The organism is Pseudomonas sp. MTM4, assembly GCF_019355055.1.
Taxonomy (GTDB): domain Bacteria; phylum Pseudomonadota; class Gammaproteobacteria; order Pseudomonadales; family Pseudomonadaceae; genus Stutzerimonas.
The window spans coordinates 1,626,660-1,651,489 of record NZ_CP048411.1; the positions used below are offsets into that span (position 1 = coordinate 1,626,660).

Here is a 24,830-nt window from a genome sequence, read left to right on the forward strand (position 1 = left end):
GCCCGACCGGTCAGCGCTTGAGTTCGAAATTGATCTGAGCCCCGTCGATCAGCGCGTCGTCGCGTTCCAGCCCCGGCAACAGACTGCCGCTCATTTGCACCGAGCGAGAGTCCTCGCCTGATTCGAACAACGGCGGCAGTAGCTTCAAGGCCGCTGCGTCCGGGGCAGGTTCGAGCTCCTCGGCCCAATCCTCGGGAAGGCTCAAATCCAGCTCCGGCTCGGGCAACTTGACCTGCTCGACCGCGACCTTTTTCTTCGGCGCGGCCGAAACGGCCTTCGATTCGGTTGCCGGCACGACTCGCTCGGATGGCAGCTCTTCGGGATCGCCGGTAGTAATAGGCTCGAGTTCGATCTCGATTTTAGGTGGGATATCAGTTTCTCGTTGCACGGGCGCGGTTGCGGCGTTGCGATCGACCGAAGGCTGGACCTCAGGCGCAGCCGGTGGACCAGGCTGGGACGGTAGATCGTCTCCATCACAGGCGCTCAGAAAAAGCAGCGCAAGCAGCAAACTCGACCATTTCATCTGCCAACGCCCTCCTTCCAGACGATGTAAAACCACGGCACTCGACCAACCGATTTCCCCGCAGTTAACGCACACGCATGACAGCCTGTTTGCCGTGCCTTGCTCTAGGTTCCCGCCTACCCGATCGGTTCACTAACCTGCCGACATAGCTCCCCTGCCAGCTCGCCAAGGGTCTTCAATGCCCGCTCCGCTTCGGTCGTCAACGGCAATGCGCAGTTGAGCCTCACACAGTGGTTGAACTGCTCGGTGTTACTGAAAATAAGACCGGGCGCAATGCTGATTCCGCGCTTCAGGGCCTGCTGATGCAATTCCTTGGCATTGACCCGAGCCGGCAGGCTGACCCAGAGGATGAAACCGCCCGTTGGCCGCGTCATTTGCGTGCCCTCTGGAAAGTAACGCTGCACCGCCAACTGAACGGCACTTAGATTCTTTCGATACTCATGGCGGATGTATCGCAGATGGCGATCGTATCCACCATTTTCCAGATACGCCGAAACCGCCATCTGTGTGACGCTGCAGGCCGAATGCGTACTGAACGTCTGCAGGCGCTGTATTTCTTCTCGATAACGACCGGGAACGATCCAGCCGATGCGCACACCTGGCGAGATCGTCTTGGAGAAGCTCGAGCAGTAGATCACTCGCCCCTCTCGATCATTGGATTTGAGCGCCTTGATCGATCCCGCATCGAACAGTAGCTCGCCGTAGATATCGTCCTCAACGATTTGGATGTCGAAACTCGCCGCCAGTTTCAACAACTGCTTCTGCCGCGCGTCGGGTACGCTGCCTCCCAGCGGATTGCTCAAGCGCGCCGTCAAGACCAAGGCTTTGATTGGCCATTGGCTGGCGGCCAGCTGCAGCGCTTCCAGGCTGAGTCCGGTATCCGGATCGCAGGGAATTTCGATGACCTTGAGCCCGAGCAGGTCGGCCAACTGCAGCAACCCGTAGTAGCTGGGCGACTCGGCCGCGATCAGGTCGCCCGGTTTGGTCAGCACCCGCAACGACATCTGCAGCGCGTCGACACAACCATGGGTGATCACCACTTCGTCCGGCCCGACGACCACGCCGGCGTCGCGCATGCGAATCGCCACTTGCCGGCGCAACGGCTCGTAACCGGGGCTGAACATATAGCTGAACGCCCGCTGGCTCTGAAAGCGAGTGACCTTGGCGAGCTGTTGATGCAGGGCGCGAGCCGGCAAGTAGTCCACATGAGGCACCGCGGCCCCCAGCGGAATGAGCCCGTCGCGGCGTGATTCGCTGAGAACCTGATTGATGATGCTGCTGCGTGTGACCAGGGTTGGCCGCTCGACCTGCGCAATATCCGGTGTGGGCGCGGTCAGCGCCGGCGTGTGGTGGACGTAGAAGCCTGATTGCGGACGCGCCCGGATCATTCCCTGATCTTCGAGATTGGCATAGGCCTGCAGGACCGTCGCATGGCTGACATTCAGCTGCATGCTCATCTTGCGCACCGAGGGCACGCGCTCGCCCGGACGGTAGACGCCGCGGCGAATGTCTTCGGCAAGCTGGTGTGCGATGCGCTGATAAAGCAACAGATTGGTCATTTCGTCCGGCTCCGGCAACTGAACCATAACAGTAGTACAACACCGTTATACGAAACCAATACAGTTACCGGCGAACTCGCCGACACAGTCAGTTACGTTTGCCGCCAATTGATCAACGAGCGCTGCCCAGCTGCCCTTGTTCGTTCGAAAACAAGATCTCGACCCGCCGGTTCTGCGCACGGCCACGCGCCGACGCGTTCTCCGCGACGCGGTATTGCTCGCCGTAGCCGACCATTTCCATGCGCGCTGCGTCGATCCCCAGGCTCTGCAGAAAATTACCCACCGATTGGGCGCGTGCCTGAGACAAGACGAGATTTTCGGCCGCACCGCCCCGGTTGTCGGTGTACCCCTCGATGCGGATCTTGCGCTTGGGATTGAGTTGTAGAAAATGCACGACCTTGAGCAAGGTGCGATTGGCCGATGATCCCAGTTCGGCGCTGTTGGCCCTGAACAAGACATCGCCCAGAGTCATCACCAAGCCGCGCTCGGTTTCGGCTGCCGCCAGGCCAATCATCTGGTCTTCGAGCCAACGGCCCTGTTGCTGCAGATCGAGCAGCTTGGCTTCCTGCAGAGCCTGGCGCAGGCGCTCCCATTCCATCGCCTGCTGGGTGGCGAGCCGCTGATTCTGCAATTGCTCGCTGTGCTGGCGAGCGATCTCGCTGTAGCGCTTGCCGAGATAGGCGTAATGGCCAACATCTTCCGTGCTGCCCCAATAGCTGGCAAACCGCTTGGCTCTATCCAGCGATTCGGCCGCGCGCATCACATCTTTGGGCGCATCTTGAAGCACCTGTTGGTCCTCACTGACGCTTTGGAACATGGCAGCCGCTTGTTCCAGTTGCTGTTGCGATGCGTGCGTGGCGCAACCCTGGAGCCCGACGAGCAACGCCAGCAATACAGAGGCCAGAAGAATAGGCTTCACTGCAAGGCCCTCAATTGCTCACGGAGCCGTTCGATGCGGCGGTTCACTTCTGCCAGTTCTTGCTGGCTTTTATCGTTGAGCACCTTTGCCTCCGCCAGCCGAGCGTCCAGTTCAGCTTTCTCGGCTTGCAGGCGTGCTTCCCGATAATCTTCGTCTTTCATCGCAGCGACGGCAGCTGCGAACGCTTGTTCGGCCAATACCAACTCTGGAGTCGCCTGCGAAGCACCAACTGAACGAGCCTGGATCAACGCCTGCTCGGTCAGACGCAGCTGTTCGGTGGGTGCCGGATCGCTGGCGCAGCCGGCCATCATCGCCAGCACCAGCATGCATGGAAGAAGTCTTATCAAGATTGGATTCCTAGCGTTGCGAATCGCCTGACGGTGCCGGTTGGCGTTGTTTCCACCGCTCGAGATTCTCTACCAGCAGTTGCTGCGGCACGCCGGCGGCGCGCAATTCTGTCATTTTTATTGCGAGCTGTCCGCGTAGCCAAGGGCCGTTGCAGGCCGAATCGTGTGCCACAGCGAAATGCATGCCGCGGCTACCGACCGATGGCTCAAGCCGCTGCATGTCGTCCAGCACCCCCTGCGATCCAGCTTGCGCGACGGCACTGTAGCGCTCATGCAGTATGTAATCGGCCTGGCCAGCCATCAGCCTTTTCACGGCTTCCGCCAGGGAGGGAGCCGAACTCAAGCGAAGATTGTTCTTCGCATAGGTCGCTAACTCACCACCGAAACGCGTCGCTGCGACATAGGCGCCAGGCCTGTCCTTTAGATCGTCTCGACCGGAATAGAAAAAACCCGGCTCGTTGCGTACCCAAGCGGCCGTTTCCAGAACGGTGATGGAAGGATGGATGAAGTCTAGGTGCGCCAGTTCTTTCGGGCTGAGCAGCGCATCGGCCAGCAGATCTACCCGGCCGCTGCGAACCTCCTCGAGCGCCTTGCCGCTATCGCCGGTGTAAAGAACCTCGAGTTTCAGATCGAGCGAGTCGGTGATCTTCTTCAGCAGCTCGGCGTTCGCGCCCACCAGACGCTTGGGGTTCTGCGGGTCGCGCCACAGGAATGGCGGGTTATCCGCGCCACCGGTCGCGATTAGCCGGTCGCACTTCGAAGCCGCCGCGCCCGCTGCAAAGGGTGTTGCCAGCAGCAAGGCGATCAAAGCGAACTGAACGGCACTGCGCATCGAGAACCTCATCATTCGAATTCGGACAGGCACCCATCGGCGCCAGACGGGATGTTACCACTGGCCGCCGCAGCCGAGCGCCCACAAAAAACCCGCTGCGAGAGCGGGTTCTTTTGAGGCGGCTCGATTAAACGAGCTGCTCGAGCTCCGGCACGATCTCGAACAAGTCACCCACCAGGCCGTAATCGGCGACCTGGAAGATTGGCGCTTCTTCGTCCTTGTTGATCGCGACGATCACTTTGGAGTCTTTCATACCGGCCAGGTGCTGAATGGCCCCCGAGATACCCACGGCGATGTACAGCTGCGGCGCAACGATCTTGCCGGTCTGACCGACCTGCATGTCGTTCGGTACGAAGCCGGCGTCGACCGCCGCGCGCGAGGCGCCAACGGCAGCGCCGAGCTTGTCGGCCAGCGAGTACAGGTGCTTGAAGTTCTCACCGTTCTGCATGCCGCGACCGCCAGAGACAACGATCTTGGCAGCGGTCAGCTCGGGACGGTCGGACTTGGCCAGTTCTTCACCCACGAACGAAGAAATGCCCTTGTCGCCAGTGCCCGAAACCTGCTCGACGGCAGCCGAACCACCTTCTGCCTTGACCGGATCGAAACCGGTGGCACGCACGGTGATCACCTTGATCGGCGCGCTGGATTGCACTGTGGCAATGGCGTTACCGGCATAGATCGGGCGCTTGAAGGTATCAGCGCTCTCGACGGCGATGATCTCGGAGATCTGGTCGACGTCCAGCTGCGCTGCAACCCGCGGCAGGGAGTTCTTGCCGTTAGTGGTCGCGGCAGCCAGTACGTGGCTGTAGGCGGCCGGCGAGGCTCCTTGCGCCAGGCCGGCAATCAGCGGCGCGACGTTTTCCGGCAGCTGGTGGGCGTAGGCTGCATCGTCGGCGACCAGTACCTTGGTCACACCTTCGATCTTGGCAGCTGCTTCGCCGATGGCACCGCAGCCGCTACCAGCGACCAGTACATGAATGTCGCCGCCAATGGTTTGGGCGGCAATCCGCTTTGCGGCAGCCACAGTGTTGAGGGTCGCAGCAGCCAGAACGGCGTTGTTGTGTTCAGCGATAACCAGGATAGTCATTTAGATTACCTTCGCCTCGTTCTTCAGTTTCTCGACCAGTTCAGCCACGGACTTGACCTTGATGCCCGCGCTACGGGCAGCCGGTGCTTCGACTTTCAGGGTCTTCACGGTGGAGGTGGTGGTGACACCCAGCGCGTCTGGAGTCAGAACTTCCAACGGCTTCTTCTTGGCCTTCATGATGTTCGGCAACGACGCATAGCGCGGCTCGTTCAGGCGCAGGTCGGTAGTAACGATCGCCGGCAGGTTCAGCGCAACGGTCTGTGCGCCGCCGTCGATTTCGCGCTCGACTTTGACCTTGTCGCCTTCCACTTCGACTTTCGAGGCGAAGGTGCCCTGGGCGTAGCCAGTCAACGCGCCGAGCATCTGGCCGGTCTGGTTGTTGTCGCTGTCGATGGCCTGCTTGCCAAGGATGACCAGCTGCGGCTGCTCCTTGTCGACGACCGCTTTGAGCAGCTTGGCCACGGCCAGGGAGTTGAGTTCTTCGGTCGATTCGACCAGCACAGCGCGATCGGCGCCCAGTGCCAGCGCGGTGCGCAGCTGCTCTTGGGCAGCGGTCGGACCAATGGAAACCACGACGATTTCGCTCGCCACGCCCTTTTCTTTCAGGCGCACGGCTTCTTCCACGGCGATTTCGCAGAAGGGGTTCATCGACATCTTGACGTTGGCGAGGTCGACGCCGGAGTTGTCCGCCTTGACGCGAACCTTGACGTTGTAATCGACCACTCGTTTGACAGCTACAAGAACCTTCATGGATTCCTCGTTACTCTCCGGTGAATAGAATTTCGCCGAGGCGAACCGAGCCGTGCTCGAGATCCGGGCCATCGATCGGCCATGGACTGTTCGGCGAGCGCAAACTGCCCGTATCTTGACTGCAGGCAATAGCCGGGGTCAATAACGCATATACCCAGCTATAAACGCAGTTTCGCCATACTAAACAGGCTCGAGGAAAATTCAAACAAACGTTTGTATTGGACCCTTTACGGCGGCTATATATAATGCGCCAGCTCGGCTTGATCAGGGACACGATCCAGCCCTCCATCTATAGAACAATCAAGCCTTGAGTAGGAGATAGCCAATGGAACGCGAATACATGGAATTCGACGTAGTCATCGTCGGCGCCGGCCCCGCGGGCCTGTCCGCTGCCTGCCGACTGAAGCAGCGAGCCGCTGATGCCGGAAAGGAAATCAGCGTTTGCGTCGTCGAGAAGGGTTCCGAAGTAGGCGCCCACATTCTGTCTGGCGCCGTGTTCGAGCCGCGCGCGCTGAATGAACTGTTCCCCAACTGGAAAGAACTCGAAGCGCCGCTCAACACCCCGGTCAAGCGCGACGACATCTATCTGCTCAAGAACGCCGAAGCGGCTCGCAAGCTGCCCAATGCACTGGTCCCCAAAACCATGCATAACGAGGGCAACTACATCATTTCGCTCGGCAACCTTTGCCGCTGGCTGGCCCAGCAGGCAGAGAACCTGGGTGTCGAAATCTACCCAGGCTTTGCCGCCCAGGAAGCACTCATCGACGACCAAGGCGTGGTTCGCGGCATTCTTACCGGTGACCTCGGCGTGGACCGTGAAGGCAACCCGAAGGAAGGCATGTATACACCCGGCATGGAACTGCGCGCAAAATACACGCTGTTCGCCGAAGGCTGCCGCGGTCATATCGGCAAGCAGCTGATCAATCGTTTCCAGCTCAATGCCAATGTCGATCCGCAACATTACGGCATCGGCATCAAGGAGCTGTGGGACATCGACCCGGCCAAGCACGAACAGGGCCTGGTCGTGCATACCGCAGGCTGGCCACTCGACGACGAAAACACCGGCGGCTCTTTCCTTTATCACTTGGAAAACAACCAAGTGGTGGTCGGCCTGATCGTCGACCTGTCCTACAGCAACCCGTTCCTATCCCCATTCGATGAATTCCAGCGCTACAAGCATCACCCAGTGATCAAGCAGTACCTGGAAGGCGGCAAGCGTGTTTCCTATGGTGCACGTGCCATCGCCAAGGGCGGCATCAATAGCTTGCCGAAGATGGTTTTCAACGGTGGCGCACTGATCGGCTGCGACGCCGGCACACTGAATTTCGCCAAGATCAAGGGCAGCCATACCGCAATGAAGTCCGGCATGCTGGCCGCCGAAGCGGTGGCTGACGCCTTGTTCGCGGGCCGCGAGGGTGGTGACGAGCTGACCGGCTACGAAGAAGGCTTCAAGGCCAGCTGGCTCTACCAGGAGCTATACGCCAGCCGCAATTTCGGCGCTGCGATTCACAAGTGGGGTGCGGTTAAGGGTGGCGCGTTCAACTTCATCGATCAGAACATCTTCGGCGGCAAGATTCCGTTCACGCTGCATGACACCAAGCCGGATTACGCATGCCTGAAGACCGCAGCAGAATCGAAGAAGATCGACTATCCCAAGCCTGACGGCAAGCTCAGCTTCGACAAGCTCAGCTCGGTGTTCCTCTCCAACACCAACCATGAAGAAGAGCAGCCGGTTCACCTCAAGCTGACCGATCCAAGCATTCCCATCGAGAAGAATCTGCCACTGTACGACGAGCCCGCGCAGCGCTACTGCCCGGCCGGCGTCTATGAAGTGGTAGCCAATGACGATGGCAGCAAGCGCTTTCAGATCAACGCGCAGAACTGCGTGCACTGCAAGACCTGCGACATCAAGGACCCTGCCCAGAACATCACCTGGGTAGCGCCGGAGGGAACCGGGGGGCCCAACTACCCCAACATGTAAAACAAGAAAGGCTCCTGCGGGAGCCTTTTTCATATCCATTGTTTCGGCTGGTCCAAAATGCGTATCGGACGGATCGCCTCATTCAATCATGACTATTCAGCGCGCCCGATCGGAAAGAATTGCCCGCTACTCCAGACACCCAGCCAACCGGCACTGTCAATTTCTCGCGGCACGGCCAGCTCCACCAGCTGATAGAAGACGTTGCGATGAATCAGCGCTTCGAGGTTGGCACGCATATGTACATAGGGCGCCGGCTCCTGGGTCGCCGGGTCGAACTCGACGCGTATGGGATGCTCCGGCCCTGCTTCGGCTTCATCGCCGACATTGGTGACGAAGCGAAGCACCTGCGCCTCGCCACTCCCCTCCACTTCCAGCCCAACCGCCACGAAAGGCGCATCGTCCACCTTGATGCCAACCTTTTCTACCGGCGTCACCAGAAAGTAATCATCGCCGTCGCGCCGGATGACCGTGGAAAACAGCCGTACCATCGCAGGCCTGCCGATCGGCGTGCCCATGTAGAACCAGCTGCCGTCACGGGCGATTCGCATGTCCAGATCGCCACAGAACGGCGGGTTCCACAGGTGTACCGGCGGCATGCCCTTCTTCTCGGCCTTCGGAATCTGGCTCAGCAGATCCGCAGCTTTCCCAGAATTGCTCATAAGCGACTCCTCAGCGACTAAGGCCTGTCAGGCGCCGGGCATAGTCGCGCAAAGGCGGCCCCAACAGTACCTGTGGTGTCGCGTCATAAATGTTCAACAGTCCGCCACGGCTTCGAATACGCGCCGTATCGACCAAATATCTAGTGCCGGTCTCGATGAGCATCAGCTGAATCACGCTGGTGTCCACACCCAGACGATCCAGAGCGCGCTGATCGTTGAACTCATCGAAACTACCGATGCGGTCGTCTGCAGCGGCAAAACGTGTGTATAGCAAGTAATGGGCACCTGCGGAGGCCGCCTGGTTCAACGCTTCCTCCAACCCGGCAGGTTCAGGGGCACGACGGACGAGCGGAAAGTACTCGACGAAGCCCTTGAACGCCTCCTCGGCAACCACGTTTGGCCGCGGATAGGCATCGCCCGGCGGGACGAAGTGGCCCTGAGCGATGTAGATGAACGAATCGGGCTGCAGACGCCAGGATGCCGATCTCACCGTCTCACTGTGATTGAGAATGCCCACGTCTCGCAGTTGATGGCGAGTACCCTCAGCCATATCGCTGACCTTCATACACCCGCTCAATAGCAACACGGCTGCGATAAGGCTCCACACTTTCATCATCGTTCCTGCCTCTGACGGAAAACCGGCGGATAGCAAAGCGATGCAGCAAACGAGCCAGTTCTACGCAAGCGCTAAGACCACCTCGCCATGCATAGCGCAGCGGATTTGCAATGGCGCTGCGGTCTGCGCCGACAAACCGCCTGCCCGGGTTAAAAACATTCTTTGGGCGCTCGATAGCGGACGTATATCCGCAGCGAAACACGAATGCATTCCGACGATAGAAAACACGTTCAACAAAGAGCGCTTACTGAGCGCAGCTCTTTCTGACGAAAGCCGCCCTAACACCGCGGGAAACTGCAACAAGCGTAGTCAAATACGCCAGCTGCGGTCGAGTCAAAGTCGCAGTGGTCGTCCCGGTAACTTGTTCCATTTCTTAAGCACTGCAATGGAGTGAAGCTGGCTCGATCAACCGCGCGTGGCGATTCCGTCGCACGGCTGGTGACTGATCGAGTCATAAGCCTGACGAAACGGATCTGGAGGCTTAATGACCAATCAAGAACAACTGGCCCTGCTTGAGGAGCTCTTGCTTGCGCGTGGTCCCGCAGGCCAGGAGGAAGAGGTCAGGGAAATCTGCCGGCGCGAATTGGAACAGTGCTGCGACGAGGTCTGGCAGGATCCAGCAGCAAACCTCATCGGCCGCATCAAGGCTGTCGGCGTTCCGCGTGATGAAGCGGAGCGCCTTTCAACGCGCGTGATGGCCCATCAGGATGAGATTGCGATGGTCGTCAAACGCATAGACGCTGATGGTCGCTTGAGAGTTGTGGCGCTGGGCGGGGCGTTTCCAGTCAACTTCGGCATGTGTCCGGTGGATATTCTCGCAGACACACAAACGGTTGCCGGCGCGCTGTCCTTCGGTACCATGCACGGGACGAGCGAGTCGAGCCAGTCGATGCACGTGCTCAAGGGAGACGTGCAATGGACCGACGTGCATGTGATTACCCGATACAGCAAGGCGGAACTCGGCGAGCTAGGCGTGCGCGCCGGCACGCGGGTGGTGCTGAGCCAGCATTGGCGCAAGCCATTCCTAATACGAGATTGCGTTGCAGCCCACTTCCTCGATGACCGAGCGCCTGTCGTCGCGGCGCTCGTAGCTGCCAGGCGCCTGGCAGAGCGACGGGATGAGTTGCGCGGTGACGTGCTAATTGTCCTGACGACCAATGAAGAGGAAACCAACTCCGGGGCGCAGTACGCAGCCCGGACCTTGCCGGGCTCGGTGTGCATCGCGCTTGAGGTCGGGCCGATAGCCGCCGAGTACGATACGCGCCTGGCCCTCGGCCCCATCGTGCTGACCGGTGATGAGAAGGGCTACTACTCAAAGCAGGTATCGGATGGCCTGCTTAAAGCGGCTGAACGCTGCGGTTACTGTCCACAGCCTGCCTTAATGCCCGGATTCGCGTCGGATGCCAGTGCCGTGCTCGGTTCGGGATCCTCACCCCGCGCCGCTTGCCTGGCGATTCCAACCGAGAACACGCACGGCTACGAGGTCATCTTGCAAGAGAGCATGGATGCGTGTGCCAGAACGCTGGTCGATTATCTGGTTTCACTCGAATAGCGCGCCGCATTTGCCGGTCGTCGGGATACAAGCTTGTTGCCATTCCGTCATTCGGAGAGCGTCCCCCAACCGGAACGACCGGCTCGATATCGCGGATGGGGATGCACTCAACGGGTTACAGCTCTGTTTGCCCGGCGCCTTTCACCTGACGCGGTGGGCTAATCGCGCTTGCGCTTATTACCCATGCGCACACCAATATCCATTAGGAACTGGAAGAAACCTTCCTGATCCTCCAGCACGTTGCTCCAGAACGGCGAGTGATAAAGCGCTACCGCACCATGCACCAGCGCCCAGGCGGCGCAATAGTGAAAATAGGGAGGCACATCTTCCAGCTTGCCTTCGGAAATGCGGCCCTTGATCAGCTGGGTCAGATGCTCGAAGTTGGAGGCGCGAATGCGGTGAAGCTCCTCGACCATATCCGGCACCTGATTGCCCTTGACGACTTTCTCCTCGAGACGGTCGAACAGGCGATAACGCTGCGGATCACCCATGCGGAACTCGAAATAGGCACGCGACAGCGCCTCTTTGTCCTGGTCTAGGTTGGGCGCATGCAGAAGCTCATTCAGATCCCGCTCGTAATCGAGCATAAGCCGCAGGTAAATCTCCGCCTTGGATTTGAAATGCTTGTAGATGGTGCCTTTGCCGATGCCAACCATGTCAGCGATCATCTCGACGGTAACGCTGTCCTCTCCCTGCTCCAAGAACAGCTGGAGCGCAGTATCGAGAATCTCTTGCTCGCGACGGCGGAATTCGCGGACCTTCCGGGGTTCAGTTTGCATAAGAAGCTGCAGCTCAGAGTAGAAGCAGACGATTATGCCTATCCAGTCAGAAAATGCACGGAACATTCCCATGAGCACATTGAATGACGAATTTCCTCAGATCGAAGGCTTGCGGTACCTGAACCATGCTGCGGTCGCGCCCTGGCCGCGCCGAGCCGCCGACGCCGTCACTGCGTTCGCCCAGCAGAACACAACGCTCGGCGCGCGCGACTATCCGCAATGGCTTGCGGTCGAAACCAGCCTGCGCGGCCGCCTGGCCAGATTGCTCAACGCTCCGTCGTCGGCTGATATCGCCTTGGTCAAGAACACTTCCGAGGCGCTTTCGTTCGTGGCATTCGGCCTGGACTGGAGAGCAGGTGACCAGATCGTTATCAGTAACGAAGAGTTCCCGTCCAACCGCGTGGTCTGGGAGGCATTGAAACCTCAGGGTGTCGAAGTGCTACAGGTCAACCTGAAGGGCGATGATCCTGAGGCTGACCTGTTGGCCGCCTGCGGTCCGAAGGTGCGCCTGATGGCGATCAGCGCCGTGCAGTACGCCAGCGGATTGCGGCTTGACTTGCCGCGCCTTGGCGAAGGCTGCGAACAACGCGGAGTCCTGCTCTGTATCGATGCGATCCAACAGTTGGGAGCCCAACCATTCGACGTTCAGCGATACCGCTGCGCCTTCGCCATGGCCGATGGCCACAAATGGCTTCTGGGTCCCGAGGGGCTCGGCGTCTTTTACTGCCGCTGCGATCTGCGCGCCAAGCTGAAACTTCATGAATACGGCTGGCACATGCTCGAACATGCTGGCGACTACGAGCGCAGCGATTGGCAGCCAGCCCGCAGCGCACGTCGCTTCGAATGCGGCAGTCCGAATCTGCTAGGGGCCATGGCGCTGGACGCCAGCCTGTCCCTGCTCGAAGAAGTCGGCATGAACGAAGTAGGCTTAGCGCTAGCAGAGCGCGTCGACTTTCTGCAGCACGAACTGTCAGCCATGCCCGGCGTCGAGCTACTGAGTCCTGCCGACCCGACGCGGCGCGCCGGCATCATCACATTCAAGATCGATGGTTGGGACAATCAAGCATTGTTCGAACGCCTCAAGGCGGAGCAGATCGTCTGCGCGCTTCGTGGCGGAGGGATACGGTTTTCGCCACACTTCTACACGCGCCCGGAGGTCATCGAGCAGTCGCTGGCAGTGATTCGTGGCCTGCTCGCAAAGTGAGCGCAATCAAGGTACGGGCAGCTATTCCAAATCCGTTTAAGAACGGCATCAATCGCGCCTGCAAAGTTACCGATCAGGACCAATACTTCAAGCACTGGCCGCGCAATCCCCCAATGCTCGGCCAGCTGAGGGAGCGAGGAACGTGACCTCATACTCCTAATGGTCTTGACCCGGCTCCTTTGAGGCCGGGTTTTTTTTGCCTAGCCAGCTGAACGGCTCTTCAGGCATGCCTGGCGCGCCGACTGACGAGCCGAAGCTGAAAGCAGACCCAGATGAATAGCGCCCAGAACGGAATGGCGATAATCGACGTACGGAGCCCCGGCATCGAGAGCATGATGGCTGCGATCAGGGCCACGAACGCCAGACAAAGGTAGTTGCTGAACGGGTACCAAAACGCCCTGAACGAAGGTTGGACGCCCTGCTCCCTCATCGCCTTGCGGAATTTCAGATGAGCAAGACTGATCATTGCCCAGTTGATCAGCAGCGCAGCAACCACAAGCGACATCAACAGTTCGAGCGCATTCTGGGGAAGCAAGTAGTTCACCAATACGCAGAGCATGGTCACTGCCGCCGAGAAAGCGATCGCCAGCACCGGCACCCCACGACGATTCACAGTCATCAATACTTTGGGCGCATCGCCCTGCTCGGCCAGGCCATAGAGCATCCGGCTGTTGCAGTAAACGCCGCTGTTGTAGACAGAAAGCGCCGCTGTCAGCACCACGAAATTCAGGACATGCGCAGCGGTATCACTACCTATCAGTGAGAATATCTGCACGAAGGGGCTACCGCTGTAAGGATCGCCAGCGGCCCCCAGCGTTTCCAGCAGGCTGTCCCAGGGATACAGCGCCAGCAGCACACTCAGCGCTCCGATATAGAAAATCAGGATGCGGTAGACAACCTGATTGATGGCCTTGGGAATGACGGTTTTCGGATCCGATGCTTCAGCAGCGGTGATCCCGACCAGTTCAAGCCCGCCAAAGGAAAACATGATGATCGCCAGCGCCATGACCATACCGCTGATGCCGTTGGGAAAGAATCCGCCATGGCTCCACAGGTTGCTGAAGCTGGCCTGCTCGCCGCCTTTGCCGCTCAGCAACAGATAGAGGCCCAACGCGATCATGCCGACGATGGCGCCGACTTTGATGATCGCGAACCAAAACTCGGTTTCACCGAAGGCCTTCACGTTTACCAGATTGATGAGGTTGATCAGCACGAAGAATGCCGCCGCAGTGGCCCAGGTCGGCACTTCCGGCCACCAGAACTGCACGTATTTACCGACCGCGGTTAGCTCAGCCATCCCCACCAACACATAGAGCACCCAGTAATTCCAGCCCGAAAGAAAGCCAGCGTAGGGTGCCCAGTACTTATGCGCAAAGTGGCTGAAGGAGCCGGCAACCGGCTCCTCGACGATCATTTCGCCCAGCTGCCGCATGATCAGAAAGGCGATCAATCCTGCAATGGCGTAGCCGAGAATCATCGACGGACCGGCACTGCGAAGCACGCCTGCCGAACCGAGAAAGAGCCCCGTGCCGATAGCGCCACCGAGCGCGATGAGCTGGATGTGCCGGTTTTTTAGGCCGCGCTGAAGCGGCCCGGTATGCAGCGAATCGCTGGACATGGCGTCACCTTGTTGGGTCTGTGACGAGAAACGGCGCGGCCCGTGATGAGTGGAGATACGGAGCCAAGCGGAACCATCGTGTCCGCATGCCGATTGTCGACATGCGCACCGAAGCGGCGCGAATTGTACACGGCATCAGCGATCAAGAGATTCAAACAAGCGCATCGCTTCGACTGATAGGTGTTAATCAGCCACGGACCCGAGCCAAGGGAAACAACCGCTTGAAGTTATTCGTGGTTTGCTCAGCCAGGACCTCGAAATCGACACCACGCAACTGCGCAAGAAACTCGGCGACCTCACGTACGTACTGCGGAAGGTTCGGTTTACCACGGTAGGGAATCGGAGCCAGATAGGGCGAATCCGTCTCGACCAGCAAGCGATCCGCTGGGACGCGGCGGGCGACGTCGCGAAGTGCGTCGGCATTTCGAAAGGTGACGATCCCGGACAGCGAGATGTAGAACCCAAGATCCAGCGCGGCCTTCGCCATCTCCCAGTCCTCCGTGAAGCAGTGCAGTACTCCAGCCTGCGGCAACGCCGCTTCGCCAAGCAGTTCCAGCGTGTCGGCACGAGCCGCACGGGTGTGAACGATTACCGGCTTGCCGCTCGCTTTCGCCGCGTCCAGGTGAAGACGAAAGGATTGTCGCTGCAACGCAGCAGCTTCCGGTTCGTAGTGGTAATCCAGGCCCGTCTCACCGATTGCCACGACATGAGGGTGTTCCAATTCCTGCAGCAGCCACTCAAGCGCGGGTTCCGCACCCGGATCGAGGTCCAGCGGATGTACACCGACCGAGCAGTCGACATCGTCGTAACGCTCTGCCAAAGCCTTTACAGCCGCCGTATTGTCGGCACTGACGCCAATGCAGAGAAAGTGGCCAACGCCACGTTCACGCGCAGCGACCAGGGCCGCATCAAGAGAACCTTGATGCGCAGTGAGATCGAGACGATCGAGATGACAGTGGGAATCTACCAGCATTTGAACACGCTACTCATCAAGCCATGACCGGCGTGCATTGTAGAAGAAAGGAAGCTGCAAGCGATCAGAGAGGGCTGCGCTGGAGCTCGCTTACATCGTGTGTGTCGGTCGATCGGACTTCATCGCGCCGGCCAGATAGGTTTCGATCTTGTTACGAGCGGTTGAATCGCCTTCGTTGAATTGCACGCCGATACCGGCTGCCCGGTTGCCCTGCGCACCCTTAGGTGTAATCCACACGACCTTGCCGGCGACCGGAATCTTTTCCGGCTCATCCATCAGACTCAGCAGCATGAACACTTCGTCGCCGAGCTTGTAGGATTTGTTGGTGGGGATGAACAACCCGCCATGCTTGATGAATGGCATGAACGCGGCATAGAGCACCGACTTGTCCTTGATCGTCAGAGACAGAATGCCGTTACGCGGACCAAGGTTTGCAGGCAGACTCATGCGGTATTCCCTAACGACTATTCCAAAGGATTCTAGCTTGGTCCGGACAAGCTTGCCCACTGCACCAAGAGCGCTTCGAGAAGCAAGACACGGTTGAGGTTGGCTTTACCCAGCACTTTCTGTCGATGGGCCAGTAGCCAGTCCTGCAACGCTAGCAGCTTGGCAGGTGAGGTTTTCTGCGCCAGGTACTGAATGACCTTCTGCATATCGGCGGCGCCAAGCTCTTCCTCATCACCGGTCATCTGAAAACGCAGAATCAGGTGGGCCCATTCACAGAACCAGTCGAACAACAGAATCAGCGATAGCGGGTTCCAGGCTTCGGCCAACTGACTGGGCGATTGCTGCCGTTTTAGCAGCTTCTTCACCCCATCCACCACCTGCACACGCATCTCCAGCACGCCTACAGCGTGCAGTTTGAGCGCCGCCAAGGGCGAATCCGCCGCAAGCGTCAACAGCTCCTCGCGCTGAGCCGCCGACAGCTCCGGAAGCTTGCCTGCAAGCCAGTCCAGGCTTTGCTGACGGACCGGCAACGGGCAGCTCTGCTGAACACAGCGGCTTTTGATCGTCGGTAGCAATCGACTGGGCTGATGACTGATCAACAGCAACACGGTATTGCCTGCTGGTTCTTCGAGGCTCTTGAGGAGCGCGTTGGCAGCGTTCAGATTCATCGCCTCGGCCGGTTCGAGCAGCACCACCTTGCGCCCGCCGAGCTGCGCGGTCTGGCTGACAAATCCGACCAGTTGGCGGACCTGATCGACACGAATCGCCTTGTCCGCTTCTTCCGGCTCCAGAATGTAATGATCGGGGTGGGTTTGAGCGGCAAGCAGCATGCAGCTCTTGCACTGCCCACAGGCTCCGCTCGGCGCCGGCTGTTGACACAGCAAGAGTGCCATCAGGCGTTCGGCCAGCGCGCGCTTGCCGATGCCGGCCGGACCGTGCAGCAGGTAGGCGTGGGCATGTTGCTGGCGGCCTGCGAGCAAGCGCCACAGATCGGTTTGCCACGAAAGGATGCCTTCAGCCACGGGCACGCTCGAACAGCTCAGGCAACAGCGCGTCCAGATCCTGCTGCACTGCGGATAATGGCTGCCCCGCATCGATCACGCGATAGCGTTGCGGAGCCTGGCGGGCGCGGTCGAGATAAGCGCTACGCACGGCCTCGAAGAACTCCAGCCCTTCCTGCTCGAAGCGATCGAGACGCCCGCGCGCGGCGGCACGGCTCAGCCCGACTTCCACAGGCAGATCGAAGATCAGCGTCAGGTCCGGACGCATGTCACCCTGCACGAAACACTCAAGCTGCTCGATGCGCTGAACCGACTGGCCACGCCCACCGCCTTGATAGGCATAGGTGGCATCGGTGAACCGATCACATAGCACAATGGCGCCCCGCGTCAGCGCAGGTCGAATGACTTGAGCCAGATGCTGCGCCCGCGCCGCGAACATCAACAGCAACTCCGTGTCGCTGGACATGGGCTCATCCGCAGGCGTCAAAAGGAGGTCCCGGATTCGTTCGGCCAGCGGCGTCCCGCCGGGTTCTCGGGTCAGTACGACATCAAGTCCCCGGTCGCGAAGACACTGAGCGAGATAGTCACGGTTGGTGCTCTTGCCCGCACCTTCCGGCCCTTCCAGGGTAATAAAGAGTCCTGTCACTGGTTAGTCTCGGTCGGTGCCGGAGCTTGCTGCGGCGGTGGGCTGGAGCGATAGTCGGCGCGGCGCTTGAGCTGATATTCACGCACCGCACGGTTGTGCTCGCTCAACGACTCGCTGAAAACATGGCTACCGTCGCCACGCGCCACAAAATAAAGGCTTTTTCCGTCGACCGGATGTAACGCAGCATGAATGGCCTCGCGCCCGACCATAGCAATCGGCGTCGGTGGCAACCCGCTGTTGGTATAGGTGTTATAAGGCGTCGGCCTGCGTAGATCGTTACGGGTAATCCGACCTTTGTATCGCTCGCCCATGCCGTAGATGACGGTAGGATCGGTCTGCAGCAACATGCCCCGCTCCAGCCTGCGCACGAAGACGCCGGCAATCTCGCCGCGCTCCGATGGCACACCGGTTTCCTTTTCGATGATCGAAGCCATGATCAATGCCTCGTACGGATCCTGATAAGGCAAACCTTCGCTGCGCTGCTGCCACTCTTGCGCCAGAACGGTTTCCAGGCGCGTAAAGGCCAGCTTAAGCAAATCGAGGTCGGTTACACCCCGGGTGAAATTGTAGGTATCGGGGAAGAAGCGTCCTTCAGGATGCAGACCGGGACGGCCGAGCCGCTCCATGACTTCGTTATCGGACAGACCTTTGATCGTTTGTTGGATCGTAGGCATTGTCTCCAGCGCCACGCGAACCTGGCGAAAGCTCCAGCCCTCGACGATTGTCAAAGCGTATTGCACAACCTCGCCGCGCTGCCACAGCCCGATCATGTCGCGCGCGGTCATCGCTGGTTGCAATCGATACTCCCCGCTATGCAATGTTTGCCCGGAGAGATTCAGCCGCCAGTACAACCTCAGCCAGAACGAGTCGCTTAGCGTTCCCTCTTGCTCCAGCCTTTGGAACAAGCCACTGGGCGTATCACCGGATCGGACCTCCAGCGTGTGCGCCTCGCTGAGCTGCAACGGCTGCTCTAACGTGGCGTGGAGTTTCCAGGCGGCCAGGCCGAGCGCCAGCGCGGCGACCAGCACAGCGCCCAGGAATGCGAAAGTCAGTTTTCGAATCACGTATTACTCGACAGATCATCAACCAGGCGTTGAAGTTTACGTGTGAGCGGACCTACCGGCCAGACGCGCGCTTCCAACTGCCGCACCGGCCAGATGCCATACAGGCTGTTGCACACGAAGACTTCGTCAGCACCGAGCATTCGCTCGAGCGAGAGATCACAGACCTGGAGCGGCATTCCGGCCTGTCGCGCCCGATCGAGAATCTCTTCACGCATCACGCCAGCCACGCCACATCGCTCGAGCGATGGCGTCAGCAGTACACCGGTTTCAACGATGAACAGGTTACTGAAAACAGCCTCGACGATACGTCCAGAGGTATCGCGCATCAATCCTTCGGCAAAAGCTGGGTCATGCCATTCGGCGCGCGCCAGTACCTGCTCCAGGCGATTCAGATGTTTCAGCCCAGCGAGAGCTGGCTGCTCGGCAAGACGAGTTTTACAGGGGTACAGGCGCACGCCCACCGTAGAGTGTTCAGGCGCGTAGGCCGGCAGCGGCGCGCCCGTCAGCACTGTCCGGGGCCGACAGGCTAACGGCGGACCGTAGCCCCGCTGACCATCGCCGCGCGTCAGAATCAACTTGGCTACACCCGTCTCCAGCACGGCGCTGAACGCCATGATCTGCGAACGCAGAGCATCTACATCAAAAGGGATAGCGAAACGCTGGCAACCGAGACCGAGGCGATTCAGATGACGATCGAGCAACTCCGGTCGCCTGTTCACTACCTTTATGGTTTCGAACAGGCCGTCACCGTATGCGAATCCGCGATCATGAACGGGCAGCCCATTGGCAGGCTGTCCGTCTACCCAGCTCAATGTCACTCGGCGAACCGGCGAAAAACCAGAGAGCCGTTGGTGCCACCGAATCCAAAGGAGTTGGAGACAGCGATATCGATCGCTCTCTGCTTCGCTTCGTGAGGTACGAAATCCAAATCGCAGCCGTCATCGGGCTCGTCGAGGTTGATGGTTGGCGGCGCAACTTGGTCGCGAAGGGCAAGCACGCTGAAAATCGCCTCGACAGCACCCGCTGCACCTAGCAAATGACCGACCATCGATTTCGTCGAGCTGACCGAAAGTTCATAAGCATGGCTGCCGAACACGGTTTTGATCGCCGCGGCTTCGGCCTTGTCGCCGGCCGGCGTGGAAGTGCCGTGAGCGTTGATGTAATCCACCTGAGCCGCATCGATCCGGGCATCCTGAATAGCGTTGCGGATGCAGCGAGCAGCACCAGCGCCGTCATCCGGCGGCGAGGTCATGTGGAAGGCATCGGCGCTCATACCGAAACCGATTAGCTCGGCGTAGATCTTCGCGCCGCGTGCCTTGGCATGTTCGAGTTCTTCCAGAACCAGTGCGCCGGCGCCGTCGGACAATACGAAGCCATCACGGTCCTTGTCCCACGGACGACTGGCTGCGGCCGGATCATCGTTGCGGGTGGACAGAGCGCGCGCTGCGGCGAATCCGCCGATGCCGAGACCGCTGGTGGCCATTTCCGAGCCGCCAGCAACCATGACGTCGGCTTCGCCGTAAGCGATATTGCGTGCAGCCATGCCAATGCAATGTGAACCGGTAGTGCAAGCCGTGGCGATCGCATAATTGGGCCCCTGCAGACCCAGATGGATCGATAGGAAACCCGAAACCATATTGATGATCGAGCCAGGCACGAAAAACGGCGAAATTCGTCGCGGGCCTTGTTCGAATAAGGCCTTGCAGCTGTTTTCAATATTGGTCAGGCCGCCGATTCCCGAGCCCATGGCGACACCGATGCGCTCACGGTTGGCATCGGTAACTTCCAGTCCGGAATCACGTACAGCTTGAAAGCTGGCTGCCAAACCGTACTGGATAAACAGGTCGAGCTTGCGCGCTTCTTTTGCAGGCAGATACTGTTCGACATCGAAGTTCTTGACCGATCCACCAAAGCGCGTGGAATAGGTAGAAAGGTCCATATGTTCTATTGGGCCGATGCCACTGCGGCCGGCGAGAATCCCCTGCCAGCTGCTCGGCACATCGTTACCCAGCGGTGATAGCATCCCCATCCCGGTGATTACGACGCGTCTACGCGACACAGCAATTCTCCTTACGTCTATATTTGGCTCGTTCCACTCTTCAACGTTCGCAACGGACGGAAGACGAACCATCAGGCATCGCACAGGTGCACGACCAGCCGATTTTAACTATCTCAAACAAAAGCCGCACTGCCCCGTTCAGAGGCAGTGCGGCTTACTGGTTCGAAGCAGGATTACAACTTACTGCGCGTGGGCGTTGATGTAATCGATAGCTTCTTGAACAGTGGTGATCTTCTCGGCTTGCTCGTCCGGGATTTCAGTCTCGAATTCCTCTTCCAGAGCCATGACCAGCTCAACGGTATCAAGGGAGTCGGCACCCAGGTCTTCGACGAAGGAAGCGCTGTTGGTGACTTCCTCTTCCTTGACGCCAAGCTGCTCGGCAACGATTTTCTTGACGCGTTCTTCGATGGTGCTCATACCTTGTTTTCACTCCTATGGAAAAATCAGGCAGCTGATCTGCGCGGTAGTGTATAGAAAGCGTTTTCCGCATTTCAAGCTGAAAGCGGGCAAGCATGAACCTGCTTTCAACCTTCTGTCTATAAGCTAACCGCAGTTTTATAACGAAACGAATCAGCCGTTATGACTGCATGCTTGCGTTAGACGTCACATTAGCTCATGTACATGCCGCCATTCACCGGAACCGTGGCCCCGGTAACGTAGGCAGCGCCGTCAGAAGCAAGGAAAGCGACGACCTTGGCAATCTCTTCCGCCTGCCCAAGGCGACCCAGCGGGATCTGCCCCAGCAAAGCGTCACGCTGAGCGTCTGGCAGCTCACGCGTCATGTCTGTATCGATGAAACCTGGCGCCACGGCATTGACCGTGATACCACGCGAGCCGACCTCACGAGCCAGTGCGCGACTGAAACCTTCGAGCCCGGCCTTGGCCGCAGCGTAGTTTACCTGCCCCGCGTTACCCATCGCACCTACTACGGAACCAATACTGATGATCCGTCCCCAGCGCGCCTTGGTCATACCGCGCAAAACCCCCTTGGTCAGGCGATAGAGACTGCTGAGATTCGTATCGATGACATCGTGCCATTCATCGTCTTTCATCCGCAGCATCAGATTGTCACGAGTAATGCCGGCGTTGTTGACCAGGATGGCCGGCTGACCGAGATGCTGCTGGATGTGCTCCAGCGTGGCCGCTACCGACTCGTCACTGGAAACATCCAGCACCAGACCGGCACCTTCGATACCGTTCTCCTTGAGCGTCTCGGCGATGCGCTCAGCTCCGGCAGACGAAGTCGCCGTGCCGATCACGATGGCGCCCTGACGACCAAGCTCCAACGCGATGGCCTGACCAATACCACGACTGGCGCCCGTTACCAGAGCAACCTTGCCTTGCAGATTCATAGATGTCTCCTTGTTCAGACCAGAGCGCCACGAGCGGCAGCAAAGGCCTCCGGGGCGTCCAGATTGTAAGTGTTGATGCCTTTGACGCACCGCTTGTTGAGACCGGAGAGCACCTTGCCCGGACCGCATTCGACCAGCTCGGTCACGCCCTGCGCATTCAACGCAACAACGGTCTCGACCCAGCGAACCGGGCTGTAGAGCTGGGCCAGCAGGTCACGCTTGAGCGTATCGAGATCCGAAACGATCGCCGCGCTGACATTCTGGACCAATGGAATCTCCGGAGCCCGCCAGGCCGCCCCAGTGACGGAATCGGCAAAACGCTCTGCTGCCGGACGCATCAAGTCGCAATGCGACGGCACGCTGACCGGCAATGGCATCGCTCGTTTGGCGCCTTTGGCCTTGCAGGCATCGATAGCACGCTCGACAGCCGCGGCGCTGCCCGCGATCACGACTTGGCCCGGCGCATTGAAATTGACCGCGCTGACGACCTCACCCTGCCCAGCTTCGCTGCAAGCCGCCAGGACATCCGCGTCTTCCAGTCCAAGTATCGCCGCCATACCACCAGTGCCGGCCGGAACAGCTTGCTGCATGAGCTGACCGCGTAGCTCGACGAGCCTCACCGCATCAGAGAATGGCAAACTACCTGCCGCGACCAGCGCTGAATATTCGCCAAGGCTGTGCCCGGCGACGAATGCCGGCTTCGCGCCGTCTTCGGCCATCCACAAGCGCCACAGCGCAATCGAGGCAGTGAGAATGGCCGGTTGGGTCTTGTCGGTCTGATTCAGATGCTCTTCTGGGCCCTGCTGAGACAGTGCCCAGAGGTCGTAACCAAGCACCGAAGAGGCCTCGGCAAAGGTATCGATGATCAGGGACTGCCGTGCGCCGTGCTCGGCGAGCATGCCGAGGGCCTGGGATCCTTGGCCTGGAAAGACGAATGCAAGTGATGCGGACATGAAAACGGCTCTCTTGTGGTTGTTCGTCAGAATGAATACGCCGCGGGGACGCACCGAATTTTCAGTTGGATGGCGAGCTGCCGGCAGCGGTCACATCACCAGCGCCGCTTATTGACCGATTGGTCACGAGCAGGTGCTCGAGCCGACTATGCAATTGCTCCGGCAAATTATGCTGAACGTCCCGAGCCGCGCGCAGGATCGCCGACCGGAATCCCTCCGCGCCCGCACTACCGTGGCTCTTGACCACGATACCCTGAAGCCCGAGAAAGCTCGCACCGTTGTACTGCGCCGGCCGTAGATCGGCGCGCAACTGCCGCAACAATGGCAACACCAATGCCCCCACCGCGCGTGAAATCAACGAGCGACGGAAAAGCGCTTCGACACGCAAGGCGACCATATGCGCCAATCCTTCGCTGGACTTGAGCAGGATATTCCCAACAAAGCCATCGCACACCGCCACGTCGGTTTCTCCACGAAACAGCCCGTCGCCCTCGATGAAGCCTCGATAGTTGATATCGCCAGCTTGCTGCAAAAGCCCAGCAGCCGCCTTGACCTGCTGGTTGCCCTTGATGTCTTCGGTGCCGACATTGAGTAACGAAACCCGCGGACGCTCGATACCGAGACTCTCTGCCGCAACCGACCCCATTACCGCGAACTGATAGAGCTGCTCGGCAGTGCAGTCCACATTCGCGCCAAGATCAAGCAACAAGCAGACACCCTCGATCGTGGGTATTGCAGCCATCATGGCCGGACGATCGACACCAGGCAGCGTTTTCAATACGTGACGAGCAAGCGCCATCAGGGCACCCGTATTGCCGGCGCTGACACAGGCCTGAGCATGACCGTCACGCACCAACTCCAGCGCAACACGCATGGAAGAGCGCGGTTTGGCACGCAACGCCTGCGTCGGGCGTTCATCCATGCCAATCACCTCGTCGGCGCTGACAATCGCCAGACGAGCGCGATCCACAGCCGGATGCCGAGCAATGATTTCTTCAAGAACTGGAGATTGGCCAACCAGGGCCAGGTGCAGCGAGGGAATTTCAGCCAGGCACTGGAGGCTGGCCGGAACAATGCAGTGGGGACCGAAGTCCCCACCCATTGCATCGATCGCTATGATCGGAGCAGACAAGATTTACTCGTCAGCGCCCTTGTCGATCACTTTACGACCACGGTAGAAACCTTCCGGGGAAACGTGGTGACGCAGGTGAACTTCACCGGTGCTCTTTTCCACGGACAGGGCGTTCGGCACGAGCGCGTCGTGCGAGCGACGCATGTCACGGGCGGAACGAGATTTTTTGTTCTGCTGAACAGCCATTGGATCAACTCCTAAACGTTTGGGTCACGCTTTAACTGAGCCAGTACGCTGAACGGGTTGGACCGCGATACCTCGTCCTCATTCGGCTCGGGCTCATCAGGCCCAACCGGCGGCTGGCAAACTTCTTGGTCATGGAGTGGAACAATCGGAAGAGCAAGCAGAAGCTCCTCTTCAACCAGCGCCAGCAGATCCAACGGATCTTCTCCCACTTCCAGCACGTCATAGCCCTTAGGCAGGTGCTGACTGCTCGCGCCTTCATTCACCACGGCGTAGACGCATTCGCTGTGAATAGGCAGAACAACCGGCTCAAGACAACGCTGGCAAATCATCGTGACCTCAACATCCAGCGCACTGTGAATTACCACTGTGTGCTGCTCGTCGCGCCCGAAAACTAAACTGGCGCGCACCACACCCTTGTCATCCTCGAGAGGATCGACGAGCCGCTTCAGCTCCGACAATTGCAGCTCACCCTTCAAAGTGGCCGCTCGGTCAGCGAGCTTGCGCGGTTCAACGTGCGGTGGTATTGGTCCTTTCAACATAAGCGCGGCATTCTAGGGACGCACCCCTCGACTGTCAAAGGAATTCAATCCC

The 24,830-nt window shown here is 59.2% G+C and carries 27 protein-coding genes; 3 read left to right on the forward strand and 24 right to left on the reverse strand.

The features are described from left to right. Positions 1 to 10: 10 nt before the first annotated feature. The 7 genes from GYM54_RS07360 to GYM54_RS07390 form a co-directional block, all read right to left on the reverse strand. Positions 11 to 523: a hypothetical protein gene (locus tag GYM54_RS07360; protein WP_131650078.1), complete on the reverse strand. Its 513-nt coding sequence runs from the start codon at positions 521 to 523 to the stop codon at positions 11 to 13. A gap of 116 nt (positions 524 to 639) precedes the next feature. Next, positions 640 to 2,082, reverse strand: coding sequence for a PLP-dependent aminotransferase family protein (locus GYM54_RS07365; protein WP_131650077.1), 1,443 nt, complete (start codon positions 2,080 to 2,082; stop codon positions 640 to 642). Between the two features lie 112 nt (positions 2,083 to 2,194). Then, positions 2,195 to 3,001 (reverse strand): OmpA family protein, encoded by an 807-nt coding sequence (locus tag GYM54_RS07370; RefSeq protein WP_231752257.1) that lies wholly within the window; start codon positions 2,999 to 3,001, stop codon positions 2,195 to 2,197. Next, positions 2,998 to 3,309: a DUF4398 domain-containing protein gene (locus tag GYM54_RS07375; RefSeq protein WP_131650510.1), complete on the reverse strand. Its 312-nt coding sequence runs from the start codon at positions 3,307 to 3,309 to the stop codon at positions 2,998 to 3,000. The genes GYM54_RS07370 and GYM54_RS07375 overlap by 4 nt, the downstream gene beginning before the upstream one ends. A 49-nt stretch (positions 3,310 to 3,358) precedes the next feature. Continuing rightward, positions 3,359 to 4,192, reverse strand: a complete 834-nt coding sequence (locus GYM54_RS07380) for an ABC transporter substrate-binding protein (RefSeq protein WP_181101479.1) — start codon at positions 4,190 to 4,192, stop codon at positions 3,359 to 3,361. 115 nt (positions 4,193 to 4,307) lie between these two features. After that, complete coding sequence (locus GYM54_RS07385; protein WP_219232619.1) at positions 4,308 to 5,267, reverse strand: electron transfer flavoprotein subunit alpha/FixB family protein; 960 nt, start codon at positions 5,265 to 5,267, stop codon at positions 4,308 to 4,310. Beyond that, the gene (locus tag GYM54_RS07390; protein ID WP_131650075.1) at positions 5,268 to 6,017 is read right to left on the reverse strand and encodes an electron transfer flavoprotein subunit beta/FixA family protein; all 750 of its coding nucleotides are present in this window, start codon (positions 6,015 to 6,017) and stop codon (positions 5,268 to 5,270) included. It abuts the gene before it with no gap. A 325-nt stretch (positions 6,018 to 6,342) separates the two neighbouring features. Between GYM54_RS07390 and GYM54_RS07395 the strand changes: the two genes are divergently transcribed. Next, positions 6,343 to 7,998, forward strand: coding sequence for an electron transfer flavoprotein-ubiquinone oxidoreductase (locus tag GYM54_RS07395; RefSeq protein ID WP_131650074.1), 1,656 nt, complete (start codon positions 6,343 to 6,345; stop codon positions 7,996 to 7,998). Between the two features lie 92 nt (positions 7,999 to 8,090). On the opposite strand, the gene GYM54_RS07400 is transcribed toward GYM54_RS07395, so the two are convergent. Beyond that, positions 8,091 to 8,657 carry a DUF1285 domain-containing protein gene (locus GYM54_RS07400; protein WP_197445646.1) on the reverse strand — a complete coding sequence of 189 codons (567 nt, stop codon included), beginning with the start codon at positions 8,655 to 8,657 and terminating at the stop codon, positions 8,091 to 8,093. Positions 8,658 to 8,667: 10 nt separating this feature from the next. Next, complete coding sequence (locus GYM54_RS07405) at positions 8,668 to 9,273, reverse strand: DUF4823 domain-containing protein (RefSeq protein ID WP_197445645.1); 606 nt, start codon at positions 9,271 to 9,273, stop codon at positions 8,668 to 8,670. Positions 9,274 to 9,757: 484 nt separating this feature from the next. Between GYM54_RS07405 and GYM54_RS07410 the strand changes: the two genes are divergently transcribed. Continuing rightward, positions 9,758 to 10,825 (forward strand): M20/M25/M40 family metallo-hydrolase, encoded by a 1,068-nt coding sequence (locus tag GYM54_RS07410; protein ID WP_197445644.1) that lies wholly within the window; start codon positions 9,758 to 9,760, stop codon positions 10,823 to 10,825. 158 nt (positions 10,826 to 10,983) lie between these two features. Here the strand turns inward: GYM54_RS07410 and GYM54_RS07415 are convergent, their stop codons facing one another. Next, positions 10,984 to 11,604: a TetR/AcrR family transcriptional regulator gene (locus GYM54_RS07415; RefSeq protein WP_181100806.1), complete on the reverse strand. Its 621-nt coding sequence runs from the start codon at positions 11,602 to 11,604 to the stop codon at positions 10,984 to 10,986. A gap of 70 nt (positions 11,605 to 11,674) precedes the next feature. Here GYM54_RS07415 and GYM54_RS07420 point away from each other — a divergent pair, with 70 nt between their 5' ends. Then, positions 11,675 to 12,808 (forward strand): aminotransferase class V-fold PLP-dependent enzyme, encoded by a 1,134-nt coding sequence (locus GYM54_RS07420; protein ID WP_197445643.1) that lies wholly within the window; start codon positions 11,675 to 11,677, stop codon positions 12,806 to 12,808. 220 nt (positions 12,809 to 13,028) lie between these two features. Here GYM54_RS07420 and GYM54_RS07425 read toward each other — a convergent pair whose 3' ends face one another. From GYM54_RS07425 to GYM54_RS07490, 14 genes are all read right to left on the reverse strand, one after another. Beyond that, a complete protein-coding gene (locus GYM54_RS07425; protein ID WP_181100799.1) occupies positions 13,029 to 14,426 on the reverse strand; it encodes an amino acid permease in 1,398 nt (465 codons plus the stop codon). 187 nt (positions 14,427 to 14,613) lie between these two features. After that, positions 14,614 to 15,399, reverse strand: a complete 786-nt coding sequence (locus tag GYM54_RS07430) for a TatD family hydrolase (RefSeq protein ID WP_131650067.1) — start codon at positions 15,397 to 15,399, stop codon at positions 14,614 to 14,616. Positions 15,400 to 15,489: 90 nt separating this feature from the next. Then, complete coding sequence (locus tag GYM54_RS07435; protein ID WP_131650066.1) at positions 15,490 to 15,846, reverse strand: PilZ domain-containing protein; 357 nt, start codon at positions 15,844 to 15,846, stop codon at positions 15,490 to 15,492. 32 nt (positions 15,847 to 15,878) lie between these two features. Further along, the gene (locus GYM54_RS07440) at positions 15,879 to 16,868 is read right to left on the reverse strand and encodes a DNA polymerase III subunit delta' (RefSeq protein ID WP_231752225.1); all 990 of its coding nucleotides are present in this window, start codon (positions 16,866 to 16,868) and stop codon (positions 15,879 to 15,881) included. Further along, positions 16,861 to 17,493, reverse strand: coding sequence for a dTMP kinase (tmk, locus tag GYM54_RS07445; protein WP_181100794.1), 633 nt, complete (start codon positions 17,491 to 17,493; stop codon positions 16,861 to 16,863). The genes GYM54_RS07440 and tmk overlap by 8 nt, the downstream gene beginning before the upstream one ends. Further along, positions 17,490 to 18,557 (reverse strand): endolytic transglycosylase MltG, encoded by a 1,068-nt coding sequence (gene mltG, locus GYM54_RS07450; RefSeq protein WP_197445641.1) that lies wholly within the window; start codon positions 18,555 to 18,557, stop codon positions 17,490 to 17,492. The genes tmk and mltG overlap by 4 nt, the downstream gene beginning before the upstream one ends. Beyond that, on the reverse strand, positions 18,554 to 19,369 hold the full coding sequence (gene pabC, locus GYM54_RS07455) for an aminodeoxychorismate lyase (RefSeq protein WP_197445640.1): 816 nt from the start codon (positions 19,367 to 19,369) through the stop codon (positions 18,554 to 18,556). The genes mltG and pabC overlap by 4 nt, the downstream gene beginning before the upstream one ends. A gap of 2 nt (positions 19,370 to 19,371) precedes the next feature. Next, positions 19,372 to 20,616 (reverse strand): beta-ketoacyl-ACP synthase II, encoded by a 1,245-nt coding sequence (fabF, locus tag GYM54_RS07460; protein WP_197445639.1) that lies wholly within the window; start codon positions 20,614 to 20,616, stop codon positions 19,372 to 19,374. Between the two features lie 180 nt (positions 20,617 to 20,796). After that, positions 20,797 to 21,033 carry an acyl carrier protein gene (gene acpP, locus GYM54_RS07465; protein WP_003283670.1) on the reverse strand — a complete coding sequence of 79 codons (237 nt, stop codon included), beginning with the start codon at positions 21,031 to 21,033 and terminating at the stop codon, positions 20,797 to 20,799. A 191-nt stretch (positions 21,034 to 21,224) separates the two neighbouring features. After that, on the reverse strand, positions 21,225 to 21,968 hold the full coding sequence (gene fabG, locus GYM54_RS07470) for a 3-oxoacyl-ACP reductase FabG (RefSeq protein WP_131650060.1): 744 nt from the start codon (positions 21,966 to 21,968) through the stop codon (positions 21,225 to 21,227). Positions 21,969 to 21,982: 14 nt separating this feature from the next. Next, positions 21,983 to 22,921, reverse strand: a complete 939-nt coding sequence (fabD, locus tag GYM54_RS07475; RefSeq protein WP_131650059.1) for an ACP S-malonyltransferase — start codon at positions 22,919 to 22,921, stop codon at positions 21,983 to 21,985. A gap of 61 nt (positions 22,922 to 22,982) precedes the next feature. Continuing rightward, positions 22,983 to 24,053, reverse strand: coding sequence for a phosphate acyltransferase PlsX (gene plsX / locus GYM54_RS07480; protein WP_131650058.1), 1,071 nt, complete (start codon positions 24,051 to 24,053; stop codon positions 22,983 to 22,985). A gap of 3 nt (positions 24,054 to 24,056) precedes the next feature. Next, positions 24,057 to 24,239, reverse strand: coding sequence for a 50S ribosomal protein L32 (gene rpmF, locus GYM54_RS07485; protein ID WP_037021568.1), 183 nt, complete (start codon positions 24,237 to 24,239; stop codon positions 24,057 to 24,059). 11 nt (positions 24,240 to 24,250) lie between these two features. Then, positions 24,251 to 24,778, reverse strand: a complete 528-nt coding sequence (locus tag GYM54_RS07490; RefSeq protein WP_131650057.1) for a YceD family protein — start codon at positions 24,776 to 24,778, stop codon at positions 24,251 to 24,253. Between the last annotated feature and the right edge of the window lie 52 nt (positions 24,779 to 24,830).

Excerpts from the sequence above, each read along its gene's own strand:
- GYM54_RS07435 (WP_131650066.1), bottom strand. The coding sequence starts at position 15,846 with ATGAGTCTGCCTGCAAACCTTGGTCCGCGTAACGGCATTCTGTCTCTG.
- GYM54_RS07490 (WP_131650057.1), bottom strand. The coding sequence starts at position 24,778 with ATGTTGAAAGGACCAATACCACCGCACGTTGAACCGCGCAAGCTCGCT.
- rpmF (WP_037021568.1), bottom strand. The coding sequence starts at position 24,239 with ATGGCTGTTCAGCAGAACAAAAAATCTCGTTCCGCCCGTGACATGCGT.
- fabD (WP_131650059.1), bottom strand. The coding sequence starts at position 22,921 with ATGTCCGCATCACTTGCATTCGTCTTTCCAGGCCAAGGATCCCAGGCC.
- GYM54_RS07430 (WP_131650067.1), bottom strand. The coding sequence starts at position 15,399 with ATGCTGGTAGATTCCCACTGTCATCTCGATCGTCTCGATCTCACTGCG.
- GYM54_RS07380 (WP_181101479.1), bottom strand. The coding sequence starts at position 4,192 with ATGAGGTTCTCGATGCGCAGTGCCGTTCAGTTCGCTTTGATCGCCTTG.
- fabG (WP_131650060.1), bottom strand. The coding sequence starts at position 21,968 with ATGAATCTGCAAGGCAAGGTTGCTCTGGTAACGGGCGCCAGTCGTGGT.
- GYM54_RS07395 (WP_131650074.1), top strand. The coding sequence starts at position 6,343 with ATGGAACGCGAATACATGGAATTCGACGTAGTCATCGTCGGCGCCGGC.
- GYM54_RS07375 (WP_131650510.1), bottom strand. The coding sequence starts at position 3,309 with ATGGCCGGCTGCGCCAGCGATCCGGCACCCACCGAACAGCTGCGTCTG.
- GYM54_RS07405 (WP_197445645.1), bottom strand. The coding sequence starts at position 9,273 with ATGATGAAAGTGTGGAGCCTTATCGCAGCCGTGTTGCTATTGAGCGGG.
- GYM54_RS07360 (WP_131650078.1), bottom strand. The coding sequence starts at position 523 with ATGAAATGGTCGAGTTTGCTGCTTGCGCTGCTTTTTCTGAGCGCCTGT.
- GYM54_RS07420 (WP_197445643.1), top strand. The coding sequence starts at position 11,675 with ATGAGCACATTGAATGACGAATTTCCTCAGATCGAAGGCTTGCGGTAC.
- GYM54_RS07400 (WP_197445646.1), bottom strand. The coding sequence starts at position 8,657 with ATGAGCAATTCTGGGAAAGCTGCGGATCTGCTGAGCCAGATTCCGAAG.
- GYM54_RS07390 (WP_131650075.1), bottom strand. The coding sequence starts at position 6,017 with ATGAAGGTTCTTGTAGCTGTCAAACGAGTGGTCGATTACAACGTCAAG.
- acpP (WP_003283670.1), bottom strand. The coding sequence starts at position 21,033 with ATGAGCACCATCGAAGAACGCGTCAAGAAAATCGTTGCCGAGCAGCTT.
- GYM54_RS07410 (WP_197445644.1), top strand. The coding sequence starts at position 9,758 with ATGACCAATCAAGAACAACTGGCCCTGCTTGAGGAGCTCTTGCTTGCG.
- GYM54_RS07385 (WP_219232619.1), bottom strand. The coding sequence starts at position 5,267 with ATGACTATCCTGGTTATCGCTGAACACAACAACGCCGTTCTGGCTGCT.
- GYM54_RS07425 (WP_181100799.1), bottom strand. The coding sequence starts at position 14,426 with ATGTCCAGCGATTCGCTGCATACCGGGCCGCTTCAGCGCGGCCTAAAA.
- GYM54_RS07415 (WP_181100806.1), bottom strand. The coding sequence starts at position 11,604 with ATGCAAACTGAACCCCGGAAGGTCCGCGAATTCCGCCGTCGCGAGCAA.
- GYM54_RS07365 (WP_131650077.1), bottom strand. The coding sequence starts at position 2,082 with ATGACCAATCTGTTGCTTTATCAGCGCATCGCACACCAGCTTGCCGAA.